At 47.2% G+C, this 22,020-nt stretch carries 20 protein-coding genes; 17 read left to right on the top strand and 3 right to left on the bottom strand.

Annotation, left to right across the window (positions count from 1 at the left end; translation table 11 throughout):
• Window positions 1-56 precede the first annotated feature (56 nt).
• Window positions 57-1,550 carry a serine hydrolase gene (locus BGO59_RS23590; protein ID WP_293687346.1) on the top strand — a complete coding sequence of 498 codons (1,494 nt, stop codon included), beginning with the start codon at window positions 57-59 and terminating at the stop codon, window positions 1,548-1,550.
• A gap of 74 nt (window positions 1,551-1,624) precedes the next feature.
• Here the strand turns inward: BGO59_RS23590 and BGO59_RS23585 are convergent, their stop codons facing one another.
• Window positions 1,625-4,057 carry a prolyl oligopeptidase family serine peptidase gene (locus tag BGO59_RS23585; protein WP_293687345.1) on the bottom strand — a complete coding sequence of 811 codons (2,433 nt, stop codon included), beginning with the start codon at window positions 4,055-4,057 and terminating at the stop codon, window positions 1,625-1,627.
• Between the two features lie 73 nt (window positions 4,058-4,130).
• Between BGO59_RS23585 and BGO59_RS23580 the strand changes: the two genes are divergently transcribed.
• The 8 genes from BGO59_RS23580 to mtgA all read left to right on the top strand — a co-directional run bounded on the left by BGO59_RS23580 (window position 4,131) and on the right by mtgA (window position 9,524).
• Complete coding sequence (locus BGO59_RS23580; protein WP_293687343.1) at window positions 4,131-4,466, top strand: nucleotidyltransferase domain-containing protein; 336 nt, start codon at window positions 4,131-4,133, stop codon at window positions 4,464-4,466.
• Window positions 4,467-4,584: 118 nt separating this feature from the next.
• Entirely contained in the window at window positions 4,585-4,872 is a 288-nt protein-coding gene (locus BGO59_RS23575) for a YciI family protein (RefSeq protein ID WP_293687341.1), read from the top strand.
• A gap of 113 nt (window positions 4,873-4,985) precedes the next feature.
• On the top strand, window positions 4,986-5,675 hold the full coding sequence (gene hxpB / locus BGO59_RS23570; protein WP_293687339.1) for a hexitol phosphatase HxpB: 690 nt from the start codon (window positions 4,986-4,988) through the stop codon (window positions 5,673-5,675).
• 35 nt (window positions 5,676-5,710) lie between these two features.
• A complete protein-coding gene (locus BGO59_RS23565) occupies window positions 5,711-6,526 on the top strand; it encodes a PhzF family phenazine biosynthesis protein (protein ID WP_293687337.1) in 816 nt (271 codons plus the stop codon).
• A gap of 148 nt (window positions 6,527-6,674) precedes the next feature.
• A complete protein-coding gene (locus BGO59_RS23560; RefSeq protein ID WP_293687335.1) occupies window positions 6,675-6,830 on the top strand; it encodes a hypothetical protein in 156 nt (51 codons plus the stop codon).
• 45 nt (window positions 6,831-6,875) lie between these two features.
• Window positions 6,876-7,328 (top strand): GNAT family N-acetyltransferase, encoded by a 453-nt coding sequence (locus BGO59_RS23555; protein ID WP_293687333.1) that lies wholly within the window; start codon window positions 6,876-6,878, stop codon window positions 7,326-7,328.
• Window positions 7,329-7,412: 84 nt separating this feature from the next.
• The gene (hemW, locus tag BGO59_RS23550) at window positions 7,413-8,549 is read left to right on the top strand and encodes a radical SAM family heme chaperone HemW (protein WP_293687331.1); all 1,137 of its coding nucleotides are present in this window, start codon (window positions 7,413-7,415) and stop codon (window positions 8,547-8,549) included.
• Window positions 8,550-8,663: 114 nt separating this feature from the next.
• The gene (gene mtgA, locus BGO59_RS23545; RefSeq protein WP_293687329.1) at window positions 8,664-9,524 is read left to right on the top strand and encodes a monofunctional biosynthetic peptidoglycan transglycosylase; all 861 of its coding nucleotides are present in this window, start codon (window positions 8,664-8,666) and stop codon (window positions 9,522-9,524) included.
• A 186-nt stretch (window positions 9,525-9,710) separates the two neighbouring features.
• Here the strand turns inward: mtgA and BGO59_RS23540 are convergent, their stop codons facing one another.
• On the bottom strand, window positions 9,711-10,859 hold the full coding sequence (locus BGO59_RS23540; protein WP_293687327.1) for an aldose epimerase family protein: 1,149 nt from the start codon (window positions 10,857-10,859) through the stop codon (window positions 9,711-9,713).
• Between the two features lie 526 nt (window positions 10,860-11,385).
• Here BGO59_RS23540 and BGO59_RS23535 point away from each other — a divergent pair.
• The 5 genes from BGO59_RS23535 (at window position 11,386) to BGO59_RS23515 (ending at window position 15,424) form a co-directional block, all read left to right on the top strand.
• Complete coding sequence (locus tag BGO59_RS23535; protein ID WP_293687325.1) at window positions 11,386-12,510, top strand: glycosylase; 1,125 nt, start codon at window positions 11,386-11,388, stop codon at window positions 12,508-12,510.
• A 399-nt stretch (window positions 12,511-12,909) separates the two neighbouring features.
• Entirely contained in the window at window positions 12,910-14,289 is a 1,380-nt protein-coding gene (locus BGO59_RS23530; RefSeq protein ID WP_293687323.1) for a hypothetical protein, read from the top strand.
• Between the two features lie 96 nt (window positions 14,290-14,385).
• Window positions 14,386-14,826 carry a hypothetical protein gene (locus BGO59_RS23525; protein WP_293687321.1) on the top strand — a complete coding sequence of 147 codons (441 nt, stop codon included), beginning with the start codon at window positions 14,386-14,388 and terminating at the stop codon, window positions 14,824-14,826.
• Window positions 14,827-14,854: 28 nt separating this feature from the next.
• On the top strand, window positions 14,855-15,025 hold the full coding sequence (locus BGO59_RS23520; RefSeq protein ID WP_293687319.1) for a hypothetical protein: 171 nt from the start codon (window positions 14,855-14,857) through the stop codon (window positions 15,023-15,025).
• Between the two features lie 3 nt (window positions 15,026-15,028).
• A complete protein-coding gene (locus BGO59_RS23515; RefSeq protein ID WP_293687317.1) occupies window positions 15,029-15,424 on the top strand; it encodes an RICIN domain-containing protein in 396 nt (131 codons plus the stop codon).
• 128 nt (window positions 15,425-15,552) lie between these two features.
• On the opposite strand, the gene BGO59_RS23510 is transcribed toward BGO59_RS23515, so the two are convergent.
• The gene (locus tag BGO59_RS23510; protein WP_293687316.1) at window positions 15,553-17,466 is read right to left on the bottom strand and encodes a hypothetical protein; all 1,914 of its coding nucleotides are present in this window, start codon (window positions 17,464-17,466) and stop codon (window positions 15,553-15,555) included.
• Window positions 17,467-17,752: 286 nt separating this feature from the next.
• Here BGO59_RS23510 and BGO59_RS23505 point away from each other — a divergent pair, with 286 nt between their 5' ends.
• The 3 genes from BGO59_RS23505 (at window position 17,753) to BGO59_RS23495 (ending at window position 21,922) form a co-directional block, all read left to right on the top strand.
• The gene (locus BGO59_RS23505; RefSeq protein ID WP_293687314.1) at window positions 17,753-19,321 is read left to right on the top strand and encodes a glycosyl hydrolase family 65 protein; all 1,569 of its coding nucleotides are present in this window, start codon (window positions 17,753-17,755) and stop codon (window positions 19,319-19,321) included.
• 80 nt (window positions 19,322-19,401) lie between these two features.
• Window positions 19,402-20,994 carry a sodium:solute symporter gene (locus BGO59_RS23500; protein WP_293687312.1) on the top strand — a complete coding sequence of 531 codons (1,593 nt, stop codon included), beginning with the start codon at window positions 19,402-19,404 and terminating at the stop codon, window positions 20,992-20,994.
• Window positions 20,987-21,922, top strand: a complete 936-nt coding sequence (locus BGO59_RS23495; RefSeq protein WP_293687310.1) for a dihydrodipicolinate synthase family protein — start codon at window positions 20,987-20,989, stop codon at window positions 21,920-21,922. Before BGO59_RS23500 ends, BGO59_RS23495 begins: the two co-directional genes overlap by 8 nt.
• Window positions 21,923-22,020: the final 98 nt, after the last annotated feature.

Here is a 22,020-nt window from a genome sequence, read left to right as displayed (position 1 = left end):
TCCGTTTCGCTGTAACCTTCGCGACTCGTTGAAGTTTCCAGCGAAACGGAACGTTTATGCACGTACAAAGGAAGCAGACATGGGCTGTATGGGCAGCTTATTTAATTGTATTGGTTTATGCACAGACCTTCGGTCAGCAGGGGCCAGCGAAGGAAAGAACATCCAAAACACCCAGTGAGGTCGATGCCTTTCTGCGGAAAAAACTAAGCGAACGTCGGATAACCGGGCTACAGGCAGCGGTGGTTCAGCATGGGAAGCTGGTGCTGTCGAAGTCGTATGGTATGGCGAATGTGCAGGATGACGTACCTGTTACTAATCGAAGTATTTTCCCGATCAACTCCTGTACCAAAGCGTTTACAGGTGTGGCGATCATGCAACTTGTGGAAGAAGGGAAAATAGACCTTTCGGCCCCGGTATCCCGGTATCTGGATAGCCTTCCTCAATCCTGGCGACCCGTCACGATTCGTCAGCTATTGACCCACGTTTCGGGTCTGCCCGACATCAACCGACTACTCAATCCCGGCACATATGGGCTGGAAGGCGTTGGCACAGAAGAAGCGGCTTTTGCTAAAATTCAGACCTTCCCGATGGATTTTCCAACCGGAACGCAGTTTAGCTACAATCAAACCAACTATCTGCTGCTTGGTAAAATTATTGACAAATTTCGGGGCAAACCCTTTGCCCAGGTATTCAAAGAACGTCAGTTCGATGTAGCCGATATGCCTGGTACTGTTTTTGGTGATTCACGCGATGTTATTCCGGGTATGGTGCAATCGTATCGGTATGTGACTAGTCTGGACGGTAAATCGCTGGGCGAAGAAAAACTGATTACCAATTATGCGGAATTCCCGCCCATGCGCCGAACCGCTTCGGGTATGAACAGTACTGCCGAAGATATGGCCCGCTGGATTATAGTATTGCAACAGGGCAAATTGCTGAAAACAAAAGAAGCCTTAAAAACGCTCTGGACGCCAGGTTCTTACAATAACGGAAACCCTACTCAGTGGGCGCTTGGCTGGACGGTGAAGCCACGGCCTAAGCATGATGCTGTTCTGATTACAGGAGGAGGACGTTCGGCTATGTGCGTGTATCCCGATGATGATCTGGCCATTGTGGTTTTGACGAATCTGGCAGGCTCGTATCCCGAGGAGTTTGTGGATGAACTGGCTGGTTTCTTTAATCCGGCAATCCCTTTGTCGGATCCGATTACGGCTTTGCGTATGCAACTGGAGAAACGGGGCTTCGATCAGGCACCAGCCACCTTTGCCGAGCTGAAACGAACAAATGCGGGTTTTCAGCCAACCGAGAACGATCTGAACGATTGGGGTTATCGACTCCTGAATGGTCAGGGAAAACCGAAGGAAGCGCTGGCAGTATTTAAACTCATCGTAAACCAATACCCTGATAGCTGGAATGCCTACGATAGTCTCGGAGAAGCGCTGTTGAAGAACGGGAAAAAAGAAGAAGCCATCAGCATGTACCAGAAATCCGTTGCCCTCAATCCTGATAATCAGAACGGAAAAAAAATGCTGGAACGGATGATGAAATAAGTATTTAACCCATAGACGCAGAGCGCACAGAAAATTTATATTTCCTCTGTGCGCTCTGCGTCTATGGGTTCAATTTATAATCGCTCTTCGAACAATTTCAGAATACGCTTGTATTCGTCCATCCAACTGGTAGGCTCCACAAAACCGTGATCTTCGACAGGATAAGCGGCTACTTCCCAATTCTCTTTTCGAAGCTCGATTAGTCGCTGAATGAGCCGGACAGTGTCCTGAAAATGAACGTTTACATCGACCATACCGTGGCAGATGAGCAGGTAGTTTTTCAGCCCTTCGGCAAAATTAATGGGCGACGACAGGCGATACGAAAGCGAATCTGATTGGGGTTCATTCAGGATGTTAGCCGTATACCCGTGGTTATAGGCCGCCCAGTCGGTTACGGGACGGAGCGCGGCACCGGCTTTGAACACATCGGGTGTGGTAAACATCGCCATCAGCGTAATAAACCCGCCATACGATCCGCCATAAATCCCAATTCGGTTCGCATCCACACCATGGTTCTGCACCAGCCATTTGGCTGCATCGACATGGTCATCTAAATCCTTACCACCCATGTGCCGATAGATGCCCGTTCGCCAGTCACGACCGTAGCCAGCGCTGGCCCGATAGTCAATATCCAGTACCGTATACCCCTTGTCAGTGAGTAAGTTATGGAACATGTATTCGCGGAAATACTGGCTCCACCATTTATGCGCATTCTGTAAATACCCTGCGCCATGTACAAACACAACCGCTTTCCCACTCGGCTTTGTCGGTTTATATAGTCGGGCATAAATCGTTTGGCCATCGCGGGCGGGAATGGTTACCAGTGCCGGTTCGCGCCAGGGATATTTTTTGAAATCGGCGGTAGGGGAGTCGGTCAGTTTGAGCGCGTCTTTCCCAATATCTCCCTTTTTTACATCAGCCTTGATATCGGTTACGTAAAGCTCCCAGGGCTGATTGCTCGACGAGTAGCGAATGGCCATCCGGGTTTCATTAGGGGCCAGGGTTACGTCGTTGGCTCCCGGCATAGTGGTGAGTTTTACCCGTTCACCACCCGTAACGGCCATCCGGTAATAATGCTGTTCGCCAGGATGGACTTCGTTGGTTTGCAGGAAAAAGTATTTTTTGTCTTTCGATAACTGCACCTGCTGTACTTCAAACTTTCCCGATGTCAGTTGCTTTTTCTCGCCCGTCAGTATATTAACCGTGTAGATGTGCGAATAGCCGTCTGCTTCCGACTGGAACCAGATCGTTTGATTGTCGGCCAGAAAGTTCATGTTACCAGCCGATGGGCCGAAGCCCTGAATACCCGGACCGCCAATCCAGGCATCGTCGTGCTGCCGATCCAGAACGGTGAGTTTCTGGGTTTCCAAGTCGAGCCGCATGATCCAGCGATCTTTATTATCAAACGACCGGGCGGTTACTACAGCCAGTTTGCCATCATCCGACCAAAGCACACTAGTCATGGTTACTGGGCGTATTTTCCTGCTGGTATCGGCTTTGGATTTTGCCGTCGTTTTCAGATAGGCGGGTTGGTCATAAATTCCGGGAATCGCTTTCAGGCTGACAGTTCGTATGGTATCTTTTATGCGGTCGTAAACAAAAAACTCCTGCGTAGCGGCTGGAGCCCCTACTTTGGTACGAGCCGCAATTTCTTCGGTGTAGCCCGATTCGGTCACGTAATTAGGAACCTGAGCGGTTTTAGCATTCGACGCACTTTTGGAAAGCCGATACGTAATAAACCGTCCATCGGGGCTGAGTTGCGGGCTGAGTAATTGTCGTTCTTCCAGGTAAATCTCCTTCGGGCGTTTAGGACGGTCGGCTTTGCTGATCCGTTCGCCTTCGTCCTTCTTCTCCTTTCGTTCCGTCAGCACTGTCGAAAGTCGTAACGCGTCCTGTTTCAGAAATTTCTCTTCGTCGGTAGGTTTGGGGTCGGGTTTTTTCGAGCCGGGCCGGAAGTCGGTTAGCTGGTCCAGTTGGCCCGTTTTCAGATCGATGCTGAAGAGGTTGTTGCTACGACGGAAGACCGCCCGTTGTTCGTCTCCTGAAAAGTTCGGATCATTTTCGACCTCAACCGTATTCGTCAGTTGCCGGATGGCACCCGTTTTTACGTCGAGTACATACAAATCGCCCTGCCGTTCGAACAGTCGTTGGGTATACGCCCGGTTGTAGGCGGCTACAGGTGGCGTGGGCAGCGCCCGACGCTCGGCTGGGCTAACCTTTACAGGTTTTGAGGCTGTCAGTACTTTGCCTTTGGTGGTTGGTGTGAACGTTACCTTGTAGAGCGAATCACTTTTTGCTTTTTCAGGGTTCCAGTTAAAGTAAAGTGTCTGCGAGTCTTCGGACCAGAATGGATTGGAAGGGGATGTGCCGACCCAATTTTTAGGGTCCTGCATAATGGTTTCGACGGTGAGTTGCGGAAGCTCCGGCGTTCCCGACGCTTTGGGCGCTGATTGGGCAAGCGCCGATGCCGTAAGAAGTGTGAGTGGCCAGTAAAAGAGGTGTTTCATGAAAAAATAGCGTAAGCAGATGAAGGGAAAGCCTGAAATTAGGAAGAAAAGGGCGAATCGCTTACTTTTCGGCGTGAAAACGCGCATTAATCCGGTCATAGAACCCATCGTGAGGGAGTTTAAAACCTCGCTGCAGACGCTGTACGGCGACCGTCTGCATGATGTGGTGTTGTATGGTTCGTATGCCAGGGGCGACTACGACGAGGAGTCGGACATTGACCTGATGGTACTACTGAACGACGAAACCGTAAATACATATGCCGAGCTATTCCGATTAAGTGATATTACGATGGATTTTATTCTTCGGTATGGTAAGGCAGTATCGGTTTTACCCGCTTCCGTTAAGCGGTATCAACAATCGTTTGGGTCTGTGTATCAAAATGCTCGCAGAGAAGGAGTATTGGTATGAAAGAAGCAAAACTCCTGTTAGATGATGCCCGGACCTTCTATGAATTAACGATCGCTTATTTTACAGCAAACCCATTAGCTTAATCCAGTCCTAGCTGGTCAATACATTCATAACACTTATGCAATACGTTGTTCACGCATACGACCATACCGACCCCGACGCGCTGGATCGGCGGATGGCCGCCCGTCCGGCTCATTTTGAGTACGTTCGTCAACTGAAAGAAAAAGGAGAGTTCATTTTGGGCGGTGCCCTGCTCGATCCCGACGGAAAAATGATTGGTTCGATGCTTTTGCTAAATCTCGAATCGCAGGACCGACTGGATGATTACTTGCAAAATGACCCGTATATTGTGCAGGGCGTTTGGGAAACTATCGATATAAAACCCTTCCGTCAGGCGAGTGTGTAAATGAATAATGGATAATTTAAGATGAACAATGGATAATGTGATTCCCTAACTGATGTTCAATTGTTAATTGCTCATTTTACATTATTCATCCACTTAATGACTTACAACCTATTTTGATACAGGCAGCAATATTTGATATGGATGGCCTTCTGGTGGATTCGGAACCCCACTGGCGAGCTATGGAACGTGAGGTATTTGCCACGGTTGGGCTATACCTGACCGACGAAGAGTGCAAACAAACGACCGGATTGCCCATTCTGGATGTGGTACATTACTGGTTTGCCCGCCGTCCGTGGGCTGATCCGGCAGCACCAGGGCGAGGGTTTCAGGAACTGGCCGACGCCATTACCGAAGGGGTTCATGAGCGAATTGCGCACATGGCTGAGCCAATGCCGGGGGCTGTTGAAACGCTGAATTTTTTCGCTCATCAGGGCATACCAACGGCCATTGCTTCAGCATCGCCCATGAGTCTGATTGAAGTGGTTGTCGACCGACTAGGTATCCGCCAATCGCTCACACTCTGGCATTCGGCTACGCTGGAAGCGCGTAATAAACCGGCTCCTGATGTATATTTGGGAACGGCCCGAAAGCTGGGGGTATTACCCGCCGACTGTCTGGCTTTTGAAGATTCAGGCAATGGGCTGAAATCGGCTCATAGTGCAGGAATGCGAACGATAGCAGTGCCCGGAGCCTTTGAGTTGAACGACCCTAAATTTGCAATAGCCGATGTAATTCTACCTTCACTGACGGAATTTTCGGCAACCCTATTTGATACCCTACAAACCACAGAAAACTATTCCTAACGTGTTAATAGTGCCTGGCACATCCCTAAACCCTCATGCGTATTTATCAACTTGACGCGTTTACCGATCAATTGTTTGCCGGTAATCCAGCGGCTGTTATACCGTTGACCGATTGGCTTCCTGACGAACGACTACAGCAAATCGCGACGGAAAATAACCTGGCAGAAACCGCATTTTATGTAAAAACCGATCAGAAAGACACGTATCATATTCGCTGGTTCACGCCCACTATCGAAGTCGACCTGTGCGGGCATGCTACCCTTGCTACGGGGTATGTGTTATTTTTCCTGGAAAATACCGGACTAGGTGATCAGGTATTTTTTACGTCCCGATCGGGTATGCTGAAAGTGTGCCGGAGCGAGGATGGCTGGTTAACGCTCGATTTCCCGGCCGATGTGGTTCACAAAGCTAACCTCCAACCGCCTGCCTTGATCAGTAGTGTAAAGGAAAGACCGCTGGAAATTTACAAAGGCAAAACTGATTACATGCTGGTATACAAAACGCAGGAGCAGATCGAAGCGCTGGAACCTGATTTTCGGGAAATGAATACCGTACCCGCGCGGGGAGTCATTGTGACCGCACCCGCCAATGAGGATTCTGGGATTGATTTTGTAGCCCGCTTTTTTGGTCCACAGGCAGGTATCGACGAAGATCCGGTAACGGGATCTGCCTATACGACGCTTATGCCGTACTGGGCCGAGCGATTAGGGAAAACGGAGCTATCGGCCCGTCAGTTGTCAAAGCGAGGGGGCTACATTCGGTGTAAACTCAATGATGATGGTACGAACCCCGTTCGGGTCGATATTTCCGGACAGGTACAGTTGTATATGACTGGAGAAATTCATCACTAAAATAGTCTGCTCTTCAATTCATTAATTACGAATCCATAGCCCGAAAGCACCAACGCCTTCGGGCTATTGCTTTTAAAAGAAATCAATTATTTTAATTTGTAATAAATCTAAACAAGCTTACCTTTGTGGCAGAAAACAACAATGATTCATGAGTACGGATTTGCTGGCTACTGATTATACCCTTGCTTCGAACGATGCTAAAACACTGATTCAGACCAACCCTTTTGTGGGCTATGAGTGTGTGTTGAAGAAATGCTGCAAGAAATATAAGAAGGGCAAACGCTGTAAAAAGTGCCCGGACTGATCCGGCCGATTTTGCCCGATAGGGTCTTTTGTCCATCTTCGCCGGATGGACATACAGTATACATCCGTTTCTGAGCTTCCCCAGGAACCTCTCCTGTCGTCACTGATCGATCTGCTTACCGTTGTTTTTTCCAATCGATCCCGCTCCAAACTACTCGCTGAACTGACGTATCAGCAATCCCGAACAGGGTTGCAAATGCAACTAGCCCTGGCTGATGGTCGGGTTGTTGGGTGTAAACTGGGCTATGAACGGAAGAAGGGTCACTACTATAGCTGGCTCGGTGGGGTTCATCTCGATTTCAGAGGGCACGGTATTGCGTCAGAACTGATGCGCCGGCAACACGAGTGGTGCCGAACCCAGAAGTACCATACCATCCGAACGCAGACTTACAATCAGTGGCGTTCCATGCTTAGCCTGAACATACACGTTGGCTTCGACATCATTGGCGTCACGCAGGGAAAGCGTGGACTGGCGATTGTGCTGGAGAAAAAGTTATAAAAGGAGAAGCGAAGTTGTCGTTTCTGATTGCCCTCTTCCTCTCTCTTTTGAACCCAACTCCCCGTTTTGTTGTCTCTAAGAGCGATGCACCTTTATTTGCACATACCGTTTTGTAAGCAGGCCTGCCACTACTGCGACTTCCATTTTAGTACGAGCATGCGCCTGAAACCAGCTTTGGTTGAGGCCATTTGCACTGAAATCCGCCTTCAGAAAGCGTATTTGCCAACCTCGGTTCTGGAAACGGTTTATTTGGGTGGTGGAACGCCCTCAATCCTGACGGAGAATGAACTGGCTCAGCTTTTTGAGACGATCAACAATCAGTTTGTCATAGCACCCAACGCGGAAATAACGCTAGAGGCTAATCCGGATGATCTGAGTCGCGAAAAATTAGCGATGCTCCGTCGATACGTAAATCGGTTGAGTATTGGCATTCAGACATTTGACGAGGCAACACTTCGCTGGATGAACCGCGCTCATTCGGCAACGGAAGCTGAAAATTGCGTTGGACTGGCCCGAGAAGTGGGGTTTGAAAACCTGAGTGTTGATTTGATTTATGGGATACCGAACCGCCATGAATCGTGCTGGAAACAGGATATGGAAAAGATGCTGGCCTTGAACATACCACATCTCTCGGCTTATGCCCTGACCATTGAACCCGACACTGCTTTTGGGCGCTGGCAACAGAAAGGAAAACTACCCCCGGCCGATGAAGCGTTGGCTGCCGATCAGTTTGAGGAGTTGACTCAGGCATTGATTCAGACCGGATACGAACATTACGAAATCTCGAATTTTGCCCGTGCCGATCAGGAAGGTGTCGTTCAATATGCCCGGCATAATACCGCCTATTGGCAACGTAAGCCCTATCTGGGCGTAGGTCCTAGTGCCCATTCCTACAATGGTTTTTCGAGGCAATACAATATTGCCAACAATGCACGTTATATCGCTGTCATTCAGCAGGGGCAAATCCCTGCTGAACGTGAAGAACTAACCATTGCTGATCAGGTAAACGACTATCTGCTGACTGGATTACGGACTCAGTGGGGCTGCTCACTAACTGAATTGAACAAATTGCTGGGAATGGATTTTACCTGTCAACAGGCTGATGAGTTGTCGGCCATGTACGCATCGGGCTGGCTTATCCGCGAGGGCGATTGGCTGCGTCTGACCCAGGCGGGCAAGTTGTTTGCCGATCGGGTTGCTGCAACTTTATTTGTGGAGTAAGGGGAGTGTGTCGTGCCGTAGGGCCTCGCTTTTTCGGGGATTTTGGTTTTATTCGCTAAAAAGAACGGGTTTCCACCAGCCTTACTAGTATTTTCGCGGAATGCGCCTACACCTATGAATCCTCAGCAACCTGTCAATAGATTCCGTGATAGTGGTCCCCGAATACCACGACCTAAAGTCAATCAACCTAGTCCACAACCGGAAACCCGCCGTTCCCGTCGGTCGAATCAGCAGGATTCGTCGCGTTGGGGGCAAACCCGTCAATTTATCCGCGAACGACCTTTTCTGGAACGTGCGTACTGGTTTTGCCTGAAAGCGTTCCTATGGATTTTCTTTGGTTCGCTGGGTTATGTTATTTCCTTGAAATACGTTCCGGTTGTGGTAACCCCTCTGATGGTTTCGCGCTGGATGGAGGGCGATAGTACCACCCATAGCAGTCATATTTACAAAAAATGGCGTTCCTACGACGAAATCAGCAAGGAAGCGGCATTGGCGGTTGTATCGTCGGAAGATCAGGCGTTTCCGACTCATTGGGGCTTTGATTTCGATGAAATCCAGGATGCAATTAAAGAAAACAAAACCCGCAAACGCCCACGGGGAGCCAGTACCATTTCGCAGCAGGTCGCCAAAAATGTATTTCTCTGGAACGGGCGCAGCTACATTCGAAAAGGGCTTGAAGTCTACTTTACAGTACTGATTGAGCTAATCTGGGGTAAAAAGCGGATTCTGGAAGTGTACCTGAATGTGGCTGAAACCGGACCCATGACGTTTGGCGTTGAGGCCGCATCAGAACGCTTTTACCATCATGCAGCGGCATCTCTTTCGCGTGATGAAGCCGCCCGGATAGCGGCCGTATTGCCCAATCCGCGTAAGTTTTCGATTGCTCACCCCTCTAATTACGTTCAGCGAAGAACCCGTCAGATTGCCCGTCAGATGCGCTACTTGGGTGGGCAGAAGTATATTCGGAATTTGTGATTATCTCAGCCTGTTCCCTTTTCTAAAACCTAAAAAGTTGTTTGCGTTAATCAACTTACAGCGTTTTGCTCAGGTAGGGTGAGGGCAGGTTCTGTTCGTGGTGGCAGGTTGTAAGAGCCTGCCACCACGAACCAAAAAAGCTTCAAATAGGAAGTTTTAGAAAAGGGAATAGCTTGATGCTTGTGGTCATTTTACCGAGAAGCGATACACGGTTGTACTGGAAAACGTCTGGCCAGGCCGCAGAACGGTACTGGGGAAATTCGAATGGTTAGGCGAATCGGGGAAGTGCTGGGTTTCCAGACATACCCCAAACCGACGGCTCAGTGGCACTCCATCTTTGTTTTGCAGTTTGCCGTTCAGGTTGTTAGCCGTATACACCTGTACTGCCGGTTCAGTCGTAAACGTTTCCATAAAACGCCCGGTAGTAGGGTCATATAACGTAGCGCCCAGCTTTAGTTTTTTTGACTGATCGGTGAATACCCAGCAATGGTCATATCCTTTGCCGTATTTGATCTGAATATTGGTGGTATCGTTGATGCGTTCGCCGATGGGGGTTGGCTTTGTAAAGTCGAACGGCGTACCGGCAACGGGTACTATCTCTCCCGTCGGAATCTGTTTAGGATCGGTTGCCAGCACGTTGTTGGCGGCTACCATCAGCACATGATTCATCACATCATGTTTCATACCGCTCAGGTTGAAATACGCGTGATTCGTTGGGTTAAACACCGTGGGTTTATCGGTTGTCGCTTTGTAGTCGATCCGAAGACCGTTATCTTTTTGTAACGTGTAAGTTACCGTAACCGCCAGATTCCCTGGATACCCTTCTTCGCCATCCTTTGCGGTGTATTCCAGCACAACGGCAGGTTCGGCCCCATCCTTAGGCGTCGCTTTCCAGAGCCGCTTATCAAAACCAGTAGGCCCACCATGAATGTGGTTGCCATTGTTGTTCTGGGCTAATGTATACTCCTGGCCATCCAGGGTAAATTTTCCGTTGGCAATCCGATTACCATACCGGCCAATAATCGGCCCTAAGCTGGGTGTTCCTTTTATGTAATCATCGAAAGTAGGAACCCCCAATGTTATGTCGTCCAGTTTTCCCGATTTATCAGGCGTGGCAATCGACACGATATAGCCGCCATAATTGGTAATTTTGACGGTCATGCCAGTAGCATTCCGAAGCGTAAACAGATCAGCTTCGCGCCCGTCGGGAAACGTACCGAAGCGTGTTTTTTCAATACCGGCTTTGGGAGGCTCAGTTGTTGTGTTGGTGGAGAATCCAGGCGTCATACTACTAAAAAAAAGCGATCCAGCTAACAAAAAGAGAACACGTTTCATGTAAACGGGTGGTTTAGGCAGGTCGATGTAAAGATACAGACCTACTACCCATAAGTCAGGAAAGGCTTCATTTTACCCGATAAAGCGTGTGAGATACAGGAGGGATAGGAGTTTTAAGGTCAGGAAACGCAACTTGTTTAGCATACTAACAACACAATTGTAGCATTTAAGCAGAGAGATTACGTGAATTTAATAGAGGATGATAATATCCTATACATTGCCGAGAAAATGATATAGACATTGGGCGCGTTTTTAGATTTATTTTGAGATTAATATGCAATATGGCTATTTGCCAGGCGCTGGTAATGTTCAGATTGTTTAAAATTCTGTTTGTTAGGAATAACTTCGGTGCCAACATGACCTATTTGAAATGCATTTTTTAGGCAGGCTGATGCTGCACACGCTAACATCAGACAATCTTTCGGGGAAATTATAGATACCTATAGTCTTTATCACGGATAGTTTTGTACTCTTGGATAACCATTCGGCTGAATGAAGTGGCTGAGTGGTTTATCTATAAGCTGCTATGACGTTCCTAAACATCCGAATTGTACTTTTTTGTCTTCTCCCTACATCGCTGTTTGCGCAGATCAGCCGCGTATCCGATATGCAGATGCAACATGTGTATAACGAGGTGAAAACCCCATTCAAATACGGGCTGGTGATGACCCCCGCCGATAATGAGCATAAAATGGACTGCCCAACAATCTTTCAGAAAGGCAACCAGTGGTATATGACTTACCTGATCTACGACGGTCGCGGCTACGAAACCTGGCTGGCCAAAAGCAACGACCTGCTGCATTGGGATACGCTCGGTCGGCTTATGTCGTTTTCGGATACAACCAAAACCACTCGCTGGGACGCTAATCAGAAGGCAGGCTATAACGCGTTGCAGGACCTGAAATGGGGTGGCAGTTATGCCCTGAACAAATACAACGGCAACTACTGGATGTCGTACATCGGAGGCAATGGCAAAGGGTACGAAGCTGGTGACCTGTCGATTGGCATTGCCTATACTTCAGATGACCCTACAAAAGCGCATGAATGGCAACGGAATCCTAAACCCGTATTGACCGCTAAAGACCCGGATACGCGCTGGTGGGAGAATCGGAAGTTGTACAAAAGTACAATCATTGAGGATCAGCAGAAAAAAACGGGCTATCGGTTTGTGATGTACTACAATGCCAACGGCGATACGACCGGAGTGCCGAAATACCGTGGATATGAGCGGATTGGTATGGCCGTTTCCGACGATATGCTGAATTGGCAACGCTTCCATAAAGAACCCGTGCTGATGCATTCGGCCGGAATTACGGGCGATGCGGTGATTCAGAAAATGGGTGACCTGTATGTTATGTTCTATTTCGGCGCGTTTTGGGAGGATCGAAAGGGGGCATTTAACCGTTTTGCCGTATCGACCGATCTAGTCAACTGGACCGACTGGACGGGGGCTAATCTGATTGAGCCGTCGGGACCGTATGATGACTTATACGCCCATAAGTCATTCGTCGTTAAGCATAAAGGTATTGTATACCACTTCTATTGTGCTGTCAACAAAGCCGATCAGCGTGGCATTGCCGTGGCTACGTCTGTCGATTTGGGGAAAAGTAATAAAGAGTTTGTCGCGTCCCCTCCGAAGAAAAAGCTATGATGTATAAGCGGTTCTGAAAAACCGCACGTGTTGGTTAGTAGCAACCGACCGGGCTTGAATAGTTTCGTCATAGGAAGCTGTTTGGGCAGGCCTTAAACGCGCTCCAAAAGTACATTTAGTAATCAAATATTGATAAATATTCATTTATGAAATTGGTTGCCGTGAATTTTTCCTGAAGATTCATGAACGTAAGGCTTTTACGTAAGCTTAGGCTACGAATCGTTCATGGGTAACAGATGATCGTTATCTGGACATTGCTAATTCATTAGATAGATAGTCTGAATGGTTACAAATCAGGGGATTATTTTTTTATGGTTCGACTAGGATACAATTGCGAACCAACGGTGCGAAGAATTGGCGAAAAGCGCTATTTTGCCGATAAACCACCGTGTTAGGAATATGACCCTTCCCGATGAAACTCCCATAGAACCCCAACCGTCTGCTGAACCGGAGATTCAGGATAAGCTTCGTGAGTTAACGGCCCAGAGCTGGAACTTGGAATTAATTGTTTCAGGAGCCGCTATGTTTGCTACGCTCAGCCTGCCCGATCTACTGGAAAGTGCACTGACCTATTATCGGTATAACCTGATGACCGATGCCGATTTAATTCATGAGATGATGCCCGCAGAAATGTTTGGGATCATGAAAGGGGCCTGTTACGTATTGTTTGGCGCTTTTCTGGCCAATTTTGTTATGCGGGCTTTCTGGATTGGGCTCGTGGGGCTGCTGGCTGTTTATCCAGATGGCATTCGGTATGATCGCATCTATAAGCTGAGCCGGTATGCCCAGCAACGATTGGCTGGCGAAATGGGTACGTTATCCGACTACATAATCCGGCTGGATAAGCGATGCAATGTTGTTTTTGCGCTGGCCTTCAGTTTGGTATTTTTCTTATTTGGCATTACTGGTTTTTACGCAATTTTTGTCCTGGTTGAGGCTAGCCTGCAACTGCTGGTACCTGATCATCTGTATGAAACCGTTCGTACAGTAGTAGGCTGGTCACTGGCGACTCTTGTGTCAGTATTTATCATTGTATATACTATTCTTAATTTACCTCGGTTTCGTAATGACGATCGATTCGCGCCGATTGTCTTTCGGATGAGCGAAGGATTTTCCATTGTATTCCTGGGCCTGTATCGACCGGCGCAGTACATCAGCCTTACCTTCACCAGCCAGATTCCGCAAAACATCCTGCAAAAACGATATGTATGGATAATCGGTCTGGGTTTGCTCATAGAAATCGTATTTATGACAGGCCAACTTGTTCAGGTCAGGAATGCAACCGACGTGTTTGATAGTCGGTCGTTTATGTCGACGCGTGACCCAAACCGACTAGTTGATGCAAATGCATTCGATAATTTACGAACAGCCGATCAACTGATCGATCAGGCCCGTATCCAGTCCGACGTAATTCGTGAGCCCTATATTCGGTTGTTTGTCAGTTATCCCAAACTGCTGGATAGCGAACTAACGAAGCGATTCAAAGAACCTCAATGGCCGGCTAGTCTGTCGAAGAAAGAAAAACGCGAGAAGCGGGCTGCCTGGTATCTGAAATCACTGGAGTCGTATTTTGGTGTCTATGTAAATGACTCGCTCTATCGGGCTCCGGGTTTCCTGTTCACCCAACGTGCCGACAACGGGCAGCGCGGACTGACTACCGTTTTAATGACCAGTGGGTTGAAAGCCGGCCGGAATCTACTTCGCATCACCGTACCCGATTCGGTCAATAAGTCCCAGCCGTATTATCAGATTCCATTCTGGTACATTCCTGAAAACTAAAGAGTCGTTGCTCGTCCGCGATTGTAGCATCAACGCAACCTGCCACACTACTTTTTCGTATTAGTAGCATCATTCACCTCAAAATTGTACGCTACTATGAAACCGATTCTGTTTGCTCTGCTGCTGGTTGTGACGTTGACTGTGGGTTGTAAGAAAAGTACGGATGATGTAGCGCCTGCCACGACGGCTACTACATTTCCTCAGATACTGGCACCCGGTACCTGGGTAATTAGTTCTTATGTACAGGGAACCGAAGATAAACTGAAAGCGCTGGGAAGCATCAGCATTAATTTCACCAGTGATGGAAAAGCTACCGCAACACAAGGTGGGCAGACGACCGTAGGTTCCTGGTCGTGGGGCGGAAACAGCTACTATGGGACACCCGCCGATTCTAAAACGGTAACGCTCAGCTTTGGTATAAAAACGCCTTATGACAAGTTGAGTAAGACCTGGACCATTATGGATGCCAATTCGTCGGCCATCAAGCTGGATAATAGTAATCCCGCTGAAAATGAGCATCTGACGCTTACCAAATAGCGAAGTTTGTGTAACTTTCCGAAGCATTATGCGTTGTGCAAACCATGCCGATTCGGAAAGTTACACAAACGGTACGCTCCTCAAGATGAAAAACAAACTCATTTTCCTGCTTCTGATCGACCTGTATATGGGTCTTGGTAGTGCCTTTCCGCCGTCAATTCGGGGGCACTATGCTATCAAAAATGTTCAGACTGGGTAGTTGTTGCGGGTTCAGGATGCCCGAAAAGCAGATGGAACGCCCATCGTTGCCTATTCGCCCGTGAATTGGAAATGCGTTACCTGGGATTTCGTGCATGTAGAGGGCGATACCTATCAACTCCGTAATTTGTTCACCAGCAAAACGTTGCAGCCTGAAAGCGGGAAGGTATGTGAGGGAGCTAACCTGGAACAGCAGCCGCTGGTGTCTTCACAGGACAACCAGGAATATGAATTTATCTCCGCCGGAAAAGACACCTATCGTATCAAACTCAAAGGGTCAGACCTGTACATCACGCCCGTCGATAGTAAAGGGTCTGTTAACTCCCGAATTATACTGGCTAAAAAATCTGCATCGCAAGCGCAGTTGTGGACTATCTACGAGCAGGACCCGCAGATATAAACTATAAACTGCTCTTCAGCTTGTCCGCGATTGAATCGCGGATGTCTGAGGTCCGGGTCTATGACGCAAAAAATACCTTTAAGGCCGCTTAATAGTTTGTTTTACGTCGCTGACGAGTGTTTTGCCTTCTAAAATTTGCAATACTCAAATTCGGCAGAATTGGTCAAAGATGTGCCAGTAGCCCAATTCATAAAACTTTCTAACCAATTGTATTTCGATAAAGATTTTTCAATGTTTTTAAAAGCATTAGAATCAACAGATACTTCACTTTTTTGGATTTCTAACCTCCAACGCTGGTGTTGTATTTCTCTTCGTATAACTTCATTAAGCATTTTGTCAGCTTCAGTATCAATATTATTCTCAACAAGAGAAAGGCTCCAGTCCCTTATATTTTGGATGACACTATCTTCTATTTTGGAAAATCCGTCATCTATATCAGCGATATTATTTAGTGAAGTCTGAATACTATCCATTGAATGCTTAAACTGATTAACAGAGTTCTGTGAAGAATTGAACGGATTGAGAAATATAATGCCACTAGTGTCTTTAGCTAGTAAGGCTAAGACTGATTGAAGATATAGCGATGTAGCTGAGTAAGTACTTAATTTCTCAATGATAGCTTTATCAAGTACAATTCTTGGATAAATAGCCTCTTTACTTTCAATAATATATGCTCGGATCATTGCCTTAGAAAACAAAATGTTATCATCCATATAATATGGGCCAGATGCAATTCCACCGCGTGTAAATACCCCCTTGGTCATTAAGGCGGTTTGAAGTCCTCGTGCATAGGTGAGTAGCAGCGTTAGATTCGTAGTGTAATTGACTTCATTGTCAAAATAAGGTAGTGATATACAAATGCAATCTGAGAAAACGCGATATTCTAAATGTTCAATTTCCGATTCATCTTCATCTATGTTCTGAAACTGTGAATACGAGGTTAATACTAGGAGAGCTTCTTTGAAAGCAGTTTGAAGTTTCTGAAGGACATTAGATGATGAATCTTGGTCGTACTCATCAACCATTGCCGAAAAGCCAAGAATATCCATGAAGCAGACGAAACGTGGCTCCACATCTACTATATCACTCTTGGGGTAACGTTTTGGATTCTTTACCAGACGAATTTCAATAGCAGAAGGATGCTCTATAATATTTATACCGAGTTGCTTATAGAATTCGTGTAGACCTAATTTGAGCTTTTCAATTGAGTATGGCTCTTGATGTGATATAGCCTGAGTAAGAATTTTTGCTTCTATAACAATATTATTCAAAATGGGAGCAATCTCGGGATTTGTAAATGGTAAATCACCATCATAGTAAGGAGCCGCTTCTAATAATCCTGCAATTAAGAATTCGGTTGACATGAAAAGCTTCTCCCAAAATATACCTATTCTTTGCGTATTATCTGATTGTCCGTCACCTATATAGCAATTATACTCAAAAAGGAATTTTTTGAGATCACGTGAGAAAGCAGAGTAGCAGTCGTCGGGTGATCGATAAACGAATAATTCACGATCAAATCGCTCCGCAATTTTGCTGCGTGTCCAATAGGTTTTAATCCACCTTGGCAAAGTAGCTTCTATATGGCTATGAAAAGTCCAAGGGAGGTTAATTAATCGGATAGATTGAAGCCGTTTGGGTAATATACTCGTTGAATAAACCTCAAGGGCAAGTCCGTATAGAACAAGTGGGAAAATTTGTTCGGTTCCTAGGTGGCTAGGAATAAAAATATAACGTTCTGGTCTATTTTCTTGCTCATTATAGACGACTTTACCAACACCGCGATAACCTCTGCCTATAGTATGATAATATGTCCTGAGATTCCATAGATTAGCTTGCTCTTGTACAGCCGTTTCGTAATTATCAGTAATGATAATTTTTTTAATCGAAGGATCTAATTCTTCATGATTATCAAGATCATCAATGACAGCATTAGCAAGTTCGATACAGTTAGCTTTATATTTATTGATCAAGTCAATAGTAGCTGGTTTATCATATTCTTCGGTAAGAGCAATATTTACTATTATTTCCACTTTATTCATGACGCATTACAGTCCCATTAATGATCGTATTGTCAAAATTTGATAAACTGTAAATTTTATTGTAAACTAATTTACGGCTTAATAAAAATATGTTTTTAAGACTCCAACTCTCTTTAGTCCATTGCCTATCCGCGATACAATTGCAGACGAACTGTTCGCTCATGCGTTTCTCAAACACGCTAACATCCTATAATGGCTTGTGAAAATAGCATATTCCGTAGCGGTTTATTCTAATTAATTTTGAATTTTCTTCCGATACGGCCCGTTTCGATATGCTTTATAGTGCATGAACTCACTCCATAAACGTTGTTTAATCGTACCTTGTTTATGGCTACTGACCTGTCTGACTGCCAATTGGGCGGAGGCTCAGTCGGCTAAAGTGCTGACAACTCATAAACTGAAGCAATACGTCAACTATTTCAACACAGTCGATCAGGAGGAGGCTGTCAAAAATTACGTGCCCAACGATCAGTCGTTTGAGTGGCTGTCGAAAAATATCCCCCTGTTCGACTGCCCGGACTCAGCCCTGAATACGATCTACTATTATCGTTGGTGGGCGTTTCGGAAGCACCTGAAAGAAACACCGGAAGGGTTCATTTTCACAGAGTTCATCACCAAGATGAACCATGCGGGAAAGTATAATGCCATCAGCAGCGCCCTTGGTCATCATATTTACGAAGGGCGCTGGCTACATACGCCGGAATACATCGATGACTATATTTCGTTCTGGTTGTACGTCGACCCTAAACATACAGTGCAGCGGTTTCACGCATTCAGCAGCTGGGTCGATGATGCAGTGTATAAACGTTATCTGGTCAACCTCGACAAGCCGTTTGTTCAGAAAAACCTGCTGACACTCGATGCCGATTATCGGAAATGGCAGCAGGAAAAACAGTTGCCCAGCGGCCTGTTCTGGCAGTTCGATGTGCGCGATGCGATGGAAGAATCCATCAGTGGCTCGCGGAAAGACAAAAATCGTCGCCCAACCATCAACAGCTACATGTATGGCAATGCCAAAGCTCTGGCAGCCATGGCCGCTCTGGTTAAAAACGATACGCTTCAGCGTCGGTATGAGCAACAGGCCACTGAACTGAAAAAGCTGACGCTCGATAGCCTGTGGAATAAAGAAGCTCATTTTTTCGAGGTCAGGTATCCGAATGGGGCTTTTGCTAACGCACGTGAGGCCATTGGCTTTATTCCCTGGTATTTTAATTTACCCGACGATACATCGGACTATGCCCGACAATGGGATCAGCTAACGGATACAAGTGGCTTCGACGCTCCCTGGGGAATTACGACCGCTGAACGCAGGCATCCAGGATTTCGTACGCATGGGTCGGGGCATGGCTGCGAATGGGATGGGGCGGTGTGGCCATTTGCGACTACACAAACGCTGAAAGGACTGTCGAACCTGCTGACGGATTATAAAAATCAGGGGCGCATGAACAAGTCGGGGTTTTACGATGAACTGCTGAAATATGCTCGCTCCCATACAATGAACGGAGCGATTTATCTGGGTGAGTATCAGGACGAGAAGACCGGAGAATGGTTGAAAGGCGACAATCCACGGAGTAAATTCTATAACCATTCGGGCTTTGCTGATCTGATCATCAACGATTTGATCGGTCTCAAGCCCCGTTCAGATAACGTTCTGGAAATTCATCCCCTCATTCCTGAGGGCAAATGGGACTGGTTTTGTCTGGACAACGTATTGTATCACGGAAAGATACTGACTATTCTGTACGACAAAACCGGGAAGCATTACGGAAAAGGCAAGGGATTCATAGTCCTTTCGAACGGAAAACAAGTATTTAAAAGCAATACACTGGCTCCGGTGGCGGTCCGAAGGTTTTAAAAGACCCTGCCTGAGAAAGGATTTTTGAATAGACACCCTTACCTTGCCATTCCGATTGCGTTGGGATGCCAGAAAAAACTATGAAAAACTTACCCCTGATCGACCTTGGCGTTATTGCTGTGTACCTCGTAGCCATGGTGCTGGTGGGCGTGTATTTCTCCCGAAAGAACAAGAATGCCGACCAGTTTACGACCGCTTCCGGCTTAATACCGGGCTGGGCTACTGGCTTATCCATCTACGCGACGTTCTTGAGCAGCAATACGTTTCTGGGTGTGCCGGGCAAAGCCTTCGGGGGTAACTGGAATTCGTTTGTATTCAGTTTATCCATGCCGCTGGCGGCTTTTGTGGCATCCCGGTATTTTATTCCGTTTTATAGGCGTTCGGGCGAAGTGTCGGCCTACACGCATTTCGAGCATCGGTTTGGTTCATGGGCGCGAACTTATGCCGTCGTCTGTTTCCTGCTGACCCAACTGGCGCGGATGGGGTCGATCTTTCTGGGTATTGCGTTGAGTTTACAGGCGCTTACGGGGTATTCGATGCAGACCATTATGGTGGTGATGGGCGTTTGTATCATCATTTACACCGTGATGGGTGGAATGGAAGCCGTGATCTGGACCGAAGTTGTGCAGGGCGTCATCAAAACGTTTGGGGCTTTGCTGATTATGTACCTCATTGTGCAGGCGATGCCGGGGGGCATTTCATCCATTATCGAGATCGGTAAAGCGCACGACAAATTCAGCCTGGGTAGTCTCTCCCCCGATTTTACGCAATCGACATTCTGGGTCGTGCTGTTCTATGGCTTCTTCATCAACCTGAACAATTTTGGCATGGACCAGAACTACATCCAGCGCTACCATACGACGGCATCGGAGAAAGAAGCGTCGAAATCGCTTTGGCTCTGCGTTTGGTTGTATGTACCGGCTTCGCTGCTGTTTTTTATCATTGGTGCCTGCCTGTTTGGCTATTATCAGCAGTACCCTCAGCTCCTTGAGGTCATTCGGCATAATGTCGCACTTGAACGATTACCAGCCGGTGCATCGGCTGCTGAAGTGAACCAACTGGCATCGACGCTGCAACCTGCCGACTATGGCGATAAGGTGATGCCTAATTTCATGGTTACCAATGTGCCAGTTGGCCTGATGGGGCTCATTATTTCGGCCATTCTGTCGGCAGCGATGAGTACCATCAGTTCGGGGATGAATGCATCGGCCACCGTCTTTACCGAAGATATTTACAAGCGGTACATTAATTCGAATCCATCGAGCCAGAAACAGCTTCGGTTGTTACACATTTCCACGGTTGTGGTAGGTGTATTTGGCTTGACCGCCGGACTGGCTATGATCGGTGTGAAAAGCATTCTGGATACCTGGTGGACATTATCGGGTATTTTTGCGGCTGGTATGCTGGGTCTCTTTCTGCTAGGGCTAATCAGTCGACAAACGAAGAGTGCAGAAGCGTTGACAGCCGTCGTGATCGGGGTACTCGTCATTGTCTGGCTGACGTTTTCGCCCAAGCTACCCGACGAGTACGGATACCTTCGCAATCCATTACACAGCAACATGATTATTGTCGTCGGTACGCTCACTATTTTCCTGGTGGGTGTTGTACTGACTAAACTTAAAGGCCGACCTTCGGAGCAAACCAAAGAGGCCAGTGTATTTACCAATGACTAACAAAACTTCGCAAAAGGGCTTTATCCCTGTAATGCTCACGCCGTTCACGGACAGTGGCGCTATTGATTTCGACTCGCTTACCCGACTGACGGAGCTATACTTACAAGCCGGTGCCGCTGGGTTGTTTGCCAATTGCCTGTCGAGCGAAATGTTTGAACTGAGCGAGCAGGAGCGGCTTCAGATCATCGAACACGTCATCAAGGTAACCAATGGTCGAGTGCCTGTTGTGGCTACGGGTACATTTGGTGGACCTATTGCTCAGCAAGCTGATTTTGTGAAGCAGGTTGCCGATAAAGGGACGGATGCCGTTATCCTGATTACGGGGCTACTAGCCGAACAAACCGATTCGGATGACGTGTTCAACGACCGCGTTTTTCAATTGCTGGATCAAACGGATACGGTTCCGGTTGGCTTTTACGAGTGTCCGGTACCGTATAAACGCCTGATTTCGCCTGAGCAGTTGAAGCTGTTTGTCGATACGGGTCGGGTGATCTACCATAAAGATACCTGCCTGGACATTGATCAGATCCGGGAGAAGATACGACTGGCCAACCGACCTGGTTTCGGGTTGTACGATGCTTATATGGTTCATGCCGTCGAATCGCTCAAGGCCGGTTCGGCCGGACTTTCCTGCATTCAGGGCAACTTCTTCCCTGAGCTGATTGTCTGGTTGTGCCAGCATTATAATCACACGGATTTACAGCAGGAAGTAGGGGAGGTACAGCAGTTTCTGATCGACAGTATGGATGTGATTCATAACGTGTACCCAACCGTGTCGAAATACTTCCTGCAACTGCGTGGCTTCGACATATCGACCTATACCCGTCGTGAGGTAGGCACATTTACGCCCGAAATCGCTAAACAAGTGGAAGGCTTATTGGCCGATTATACCCGCTTGCAGGATAAACTGGCGTTGGAGGTTTTGTAAGCTACTGCCCTTTCTCTTTAATGGTCACAAGGCATCTTTAAGAAAGAGAGGCTGTTAACAATATTGTCCTTCGTCGTTACTTAGTCATGTCGTGGGCA

The sequence above is a fragment of the Spirosoma sp. 48-14 genome (assembly GCF_001898575.1).
GTDB lineage: Bacteria > Bacteroidota > Bacteroidia > Cytophagales > Spirosomataceae > Spirosoma.
Note: the sequence above shows the minus strand (reverse complement) of the source record. Positions and strands in the feature narration are given on the sequence as shown.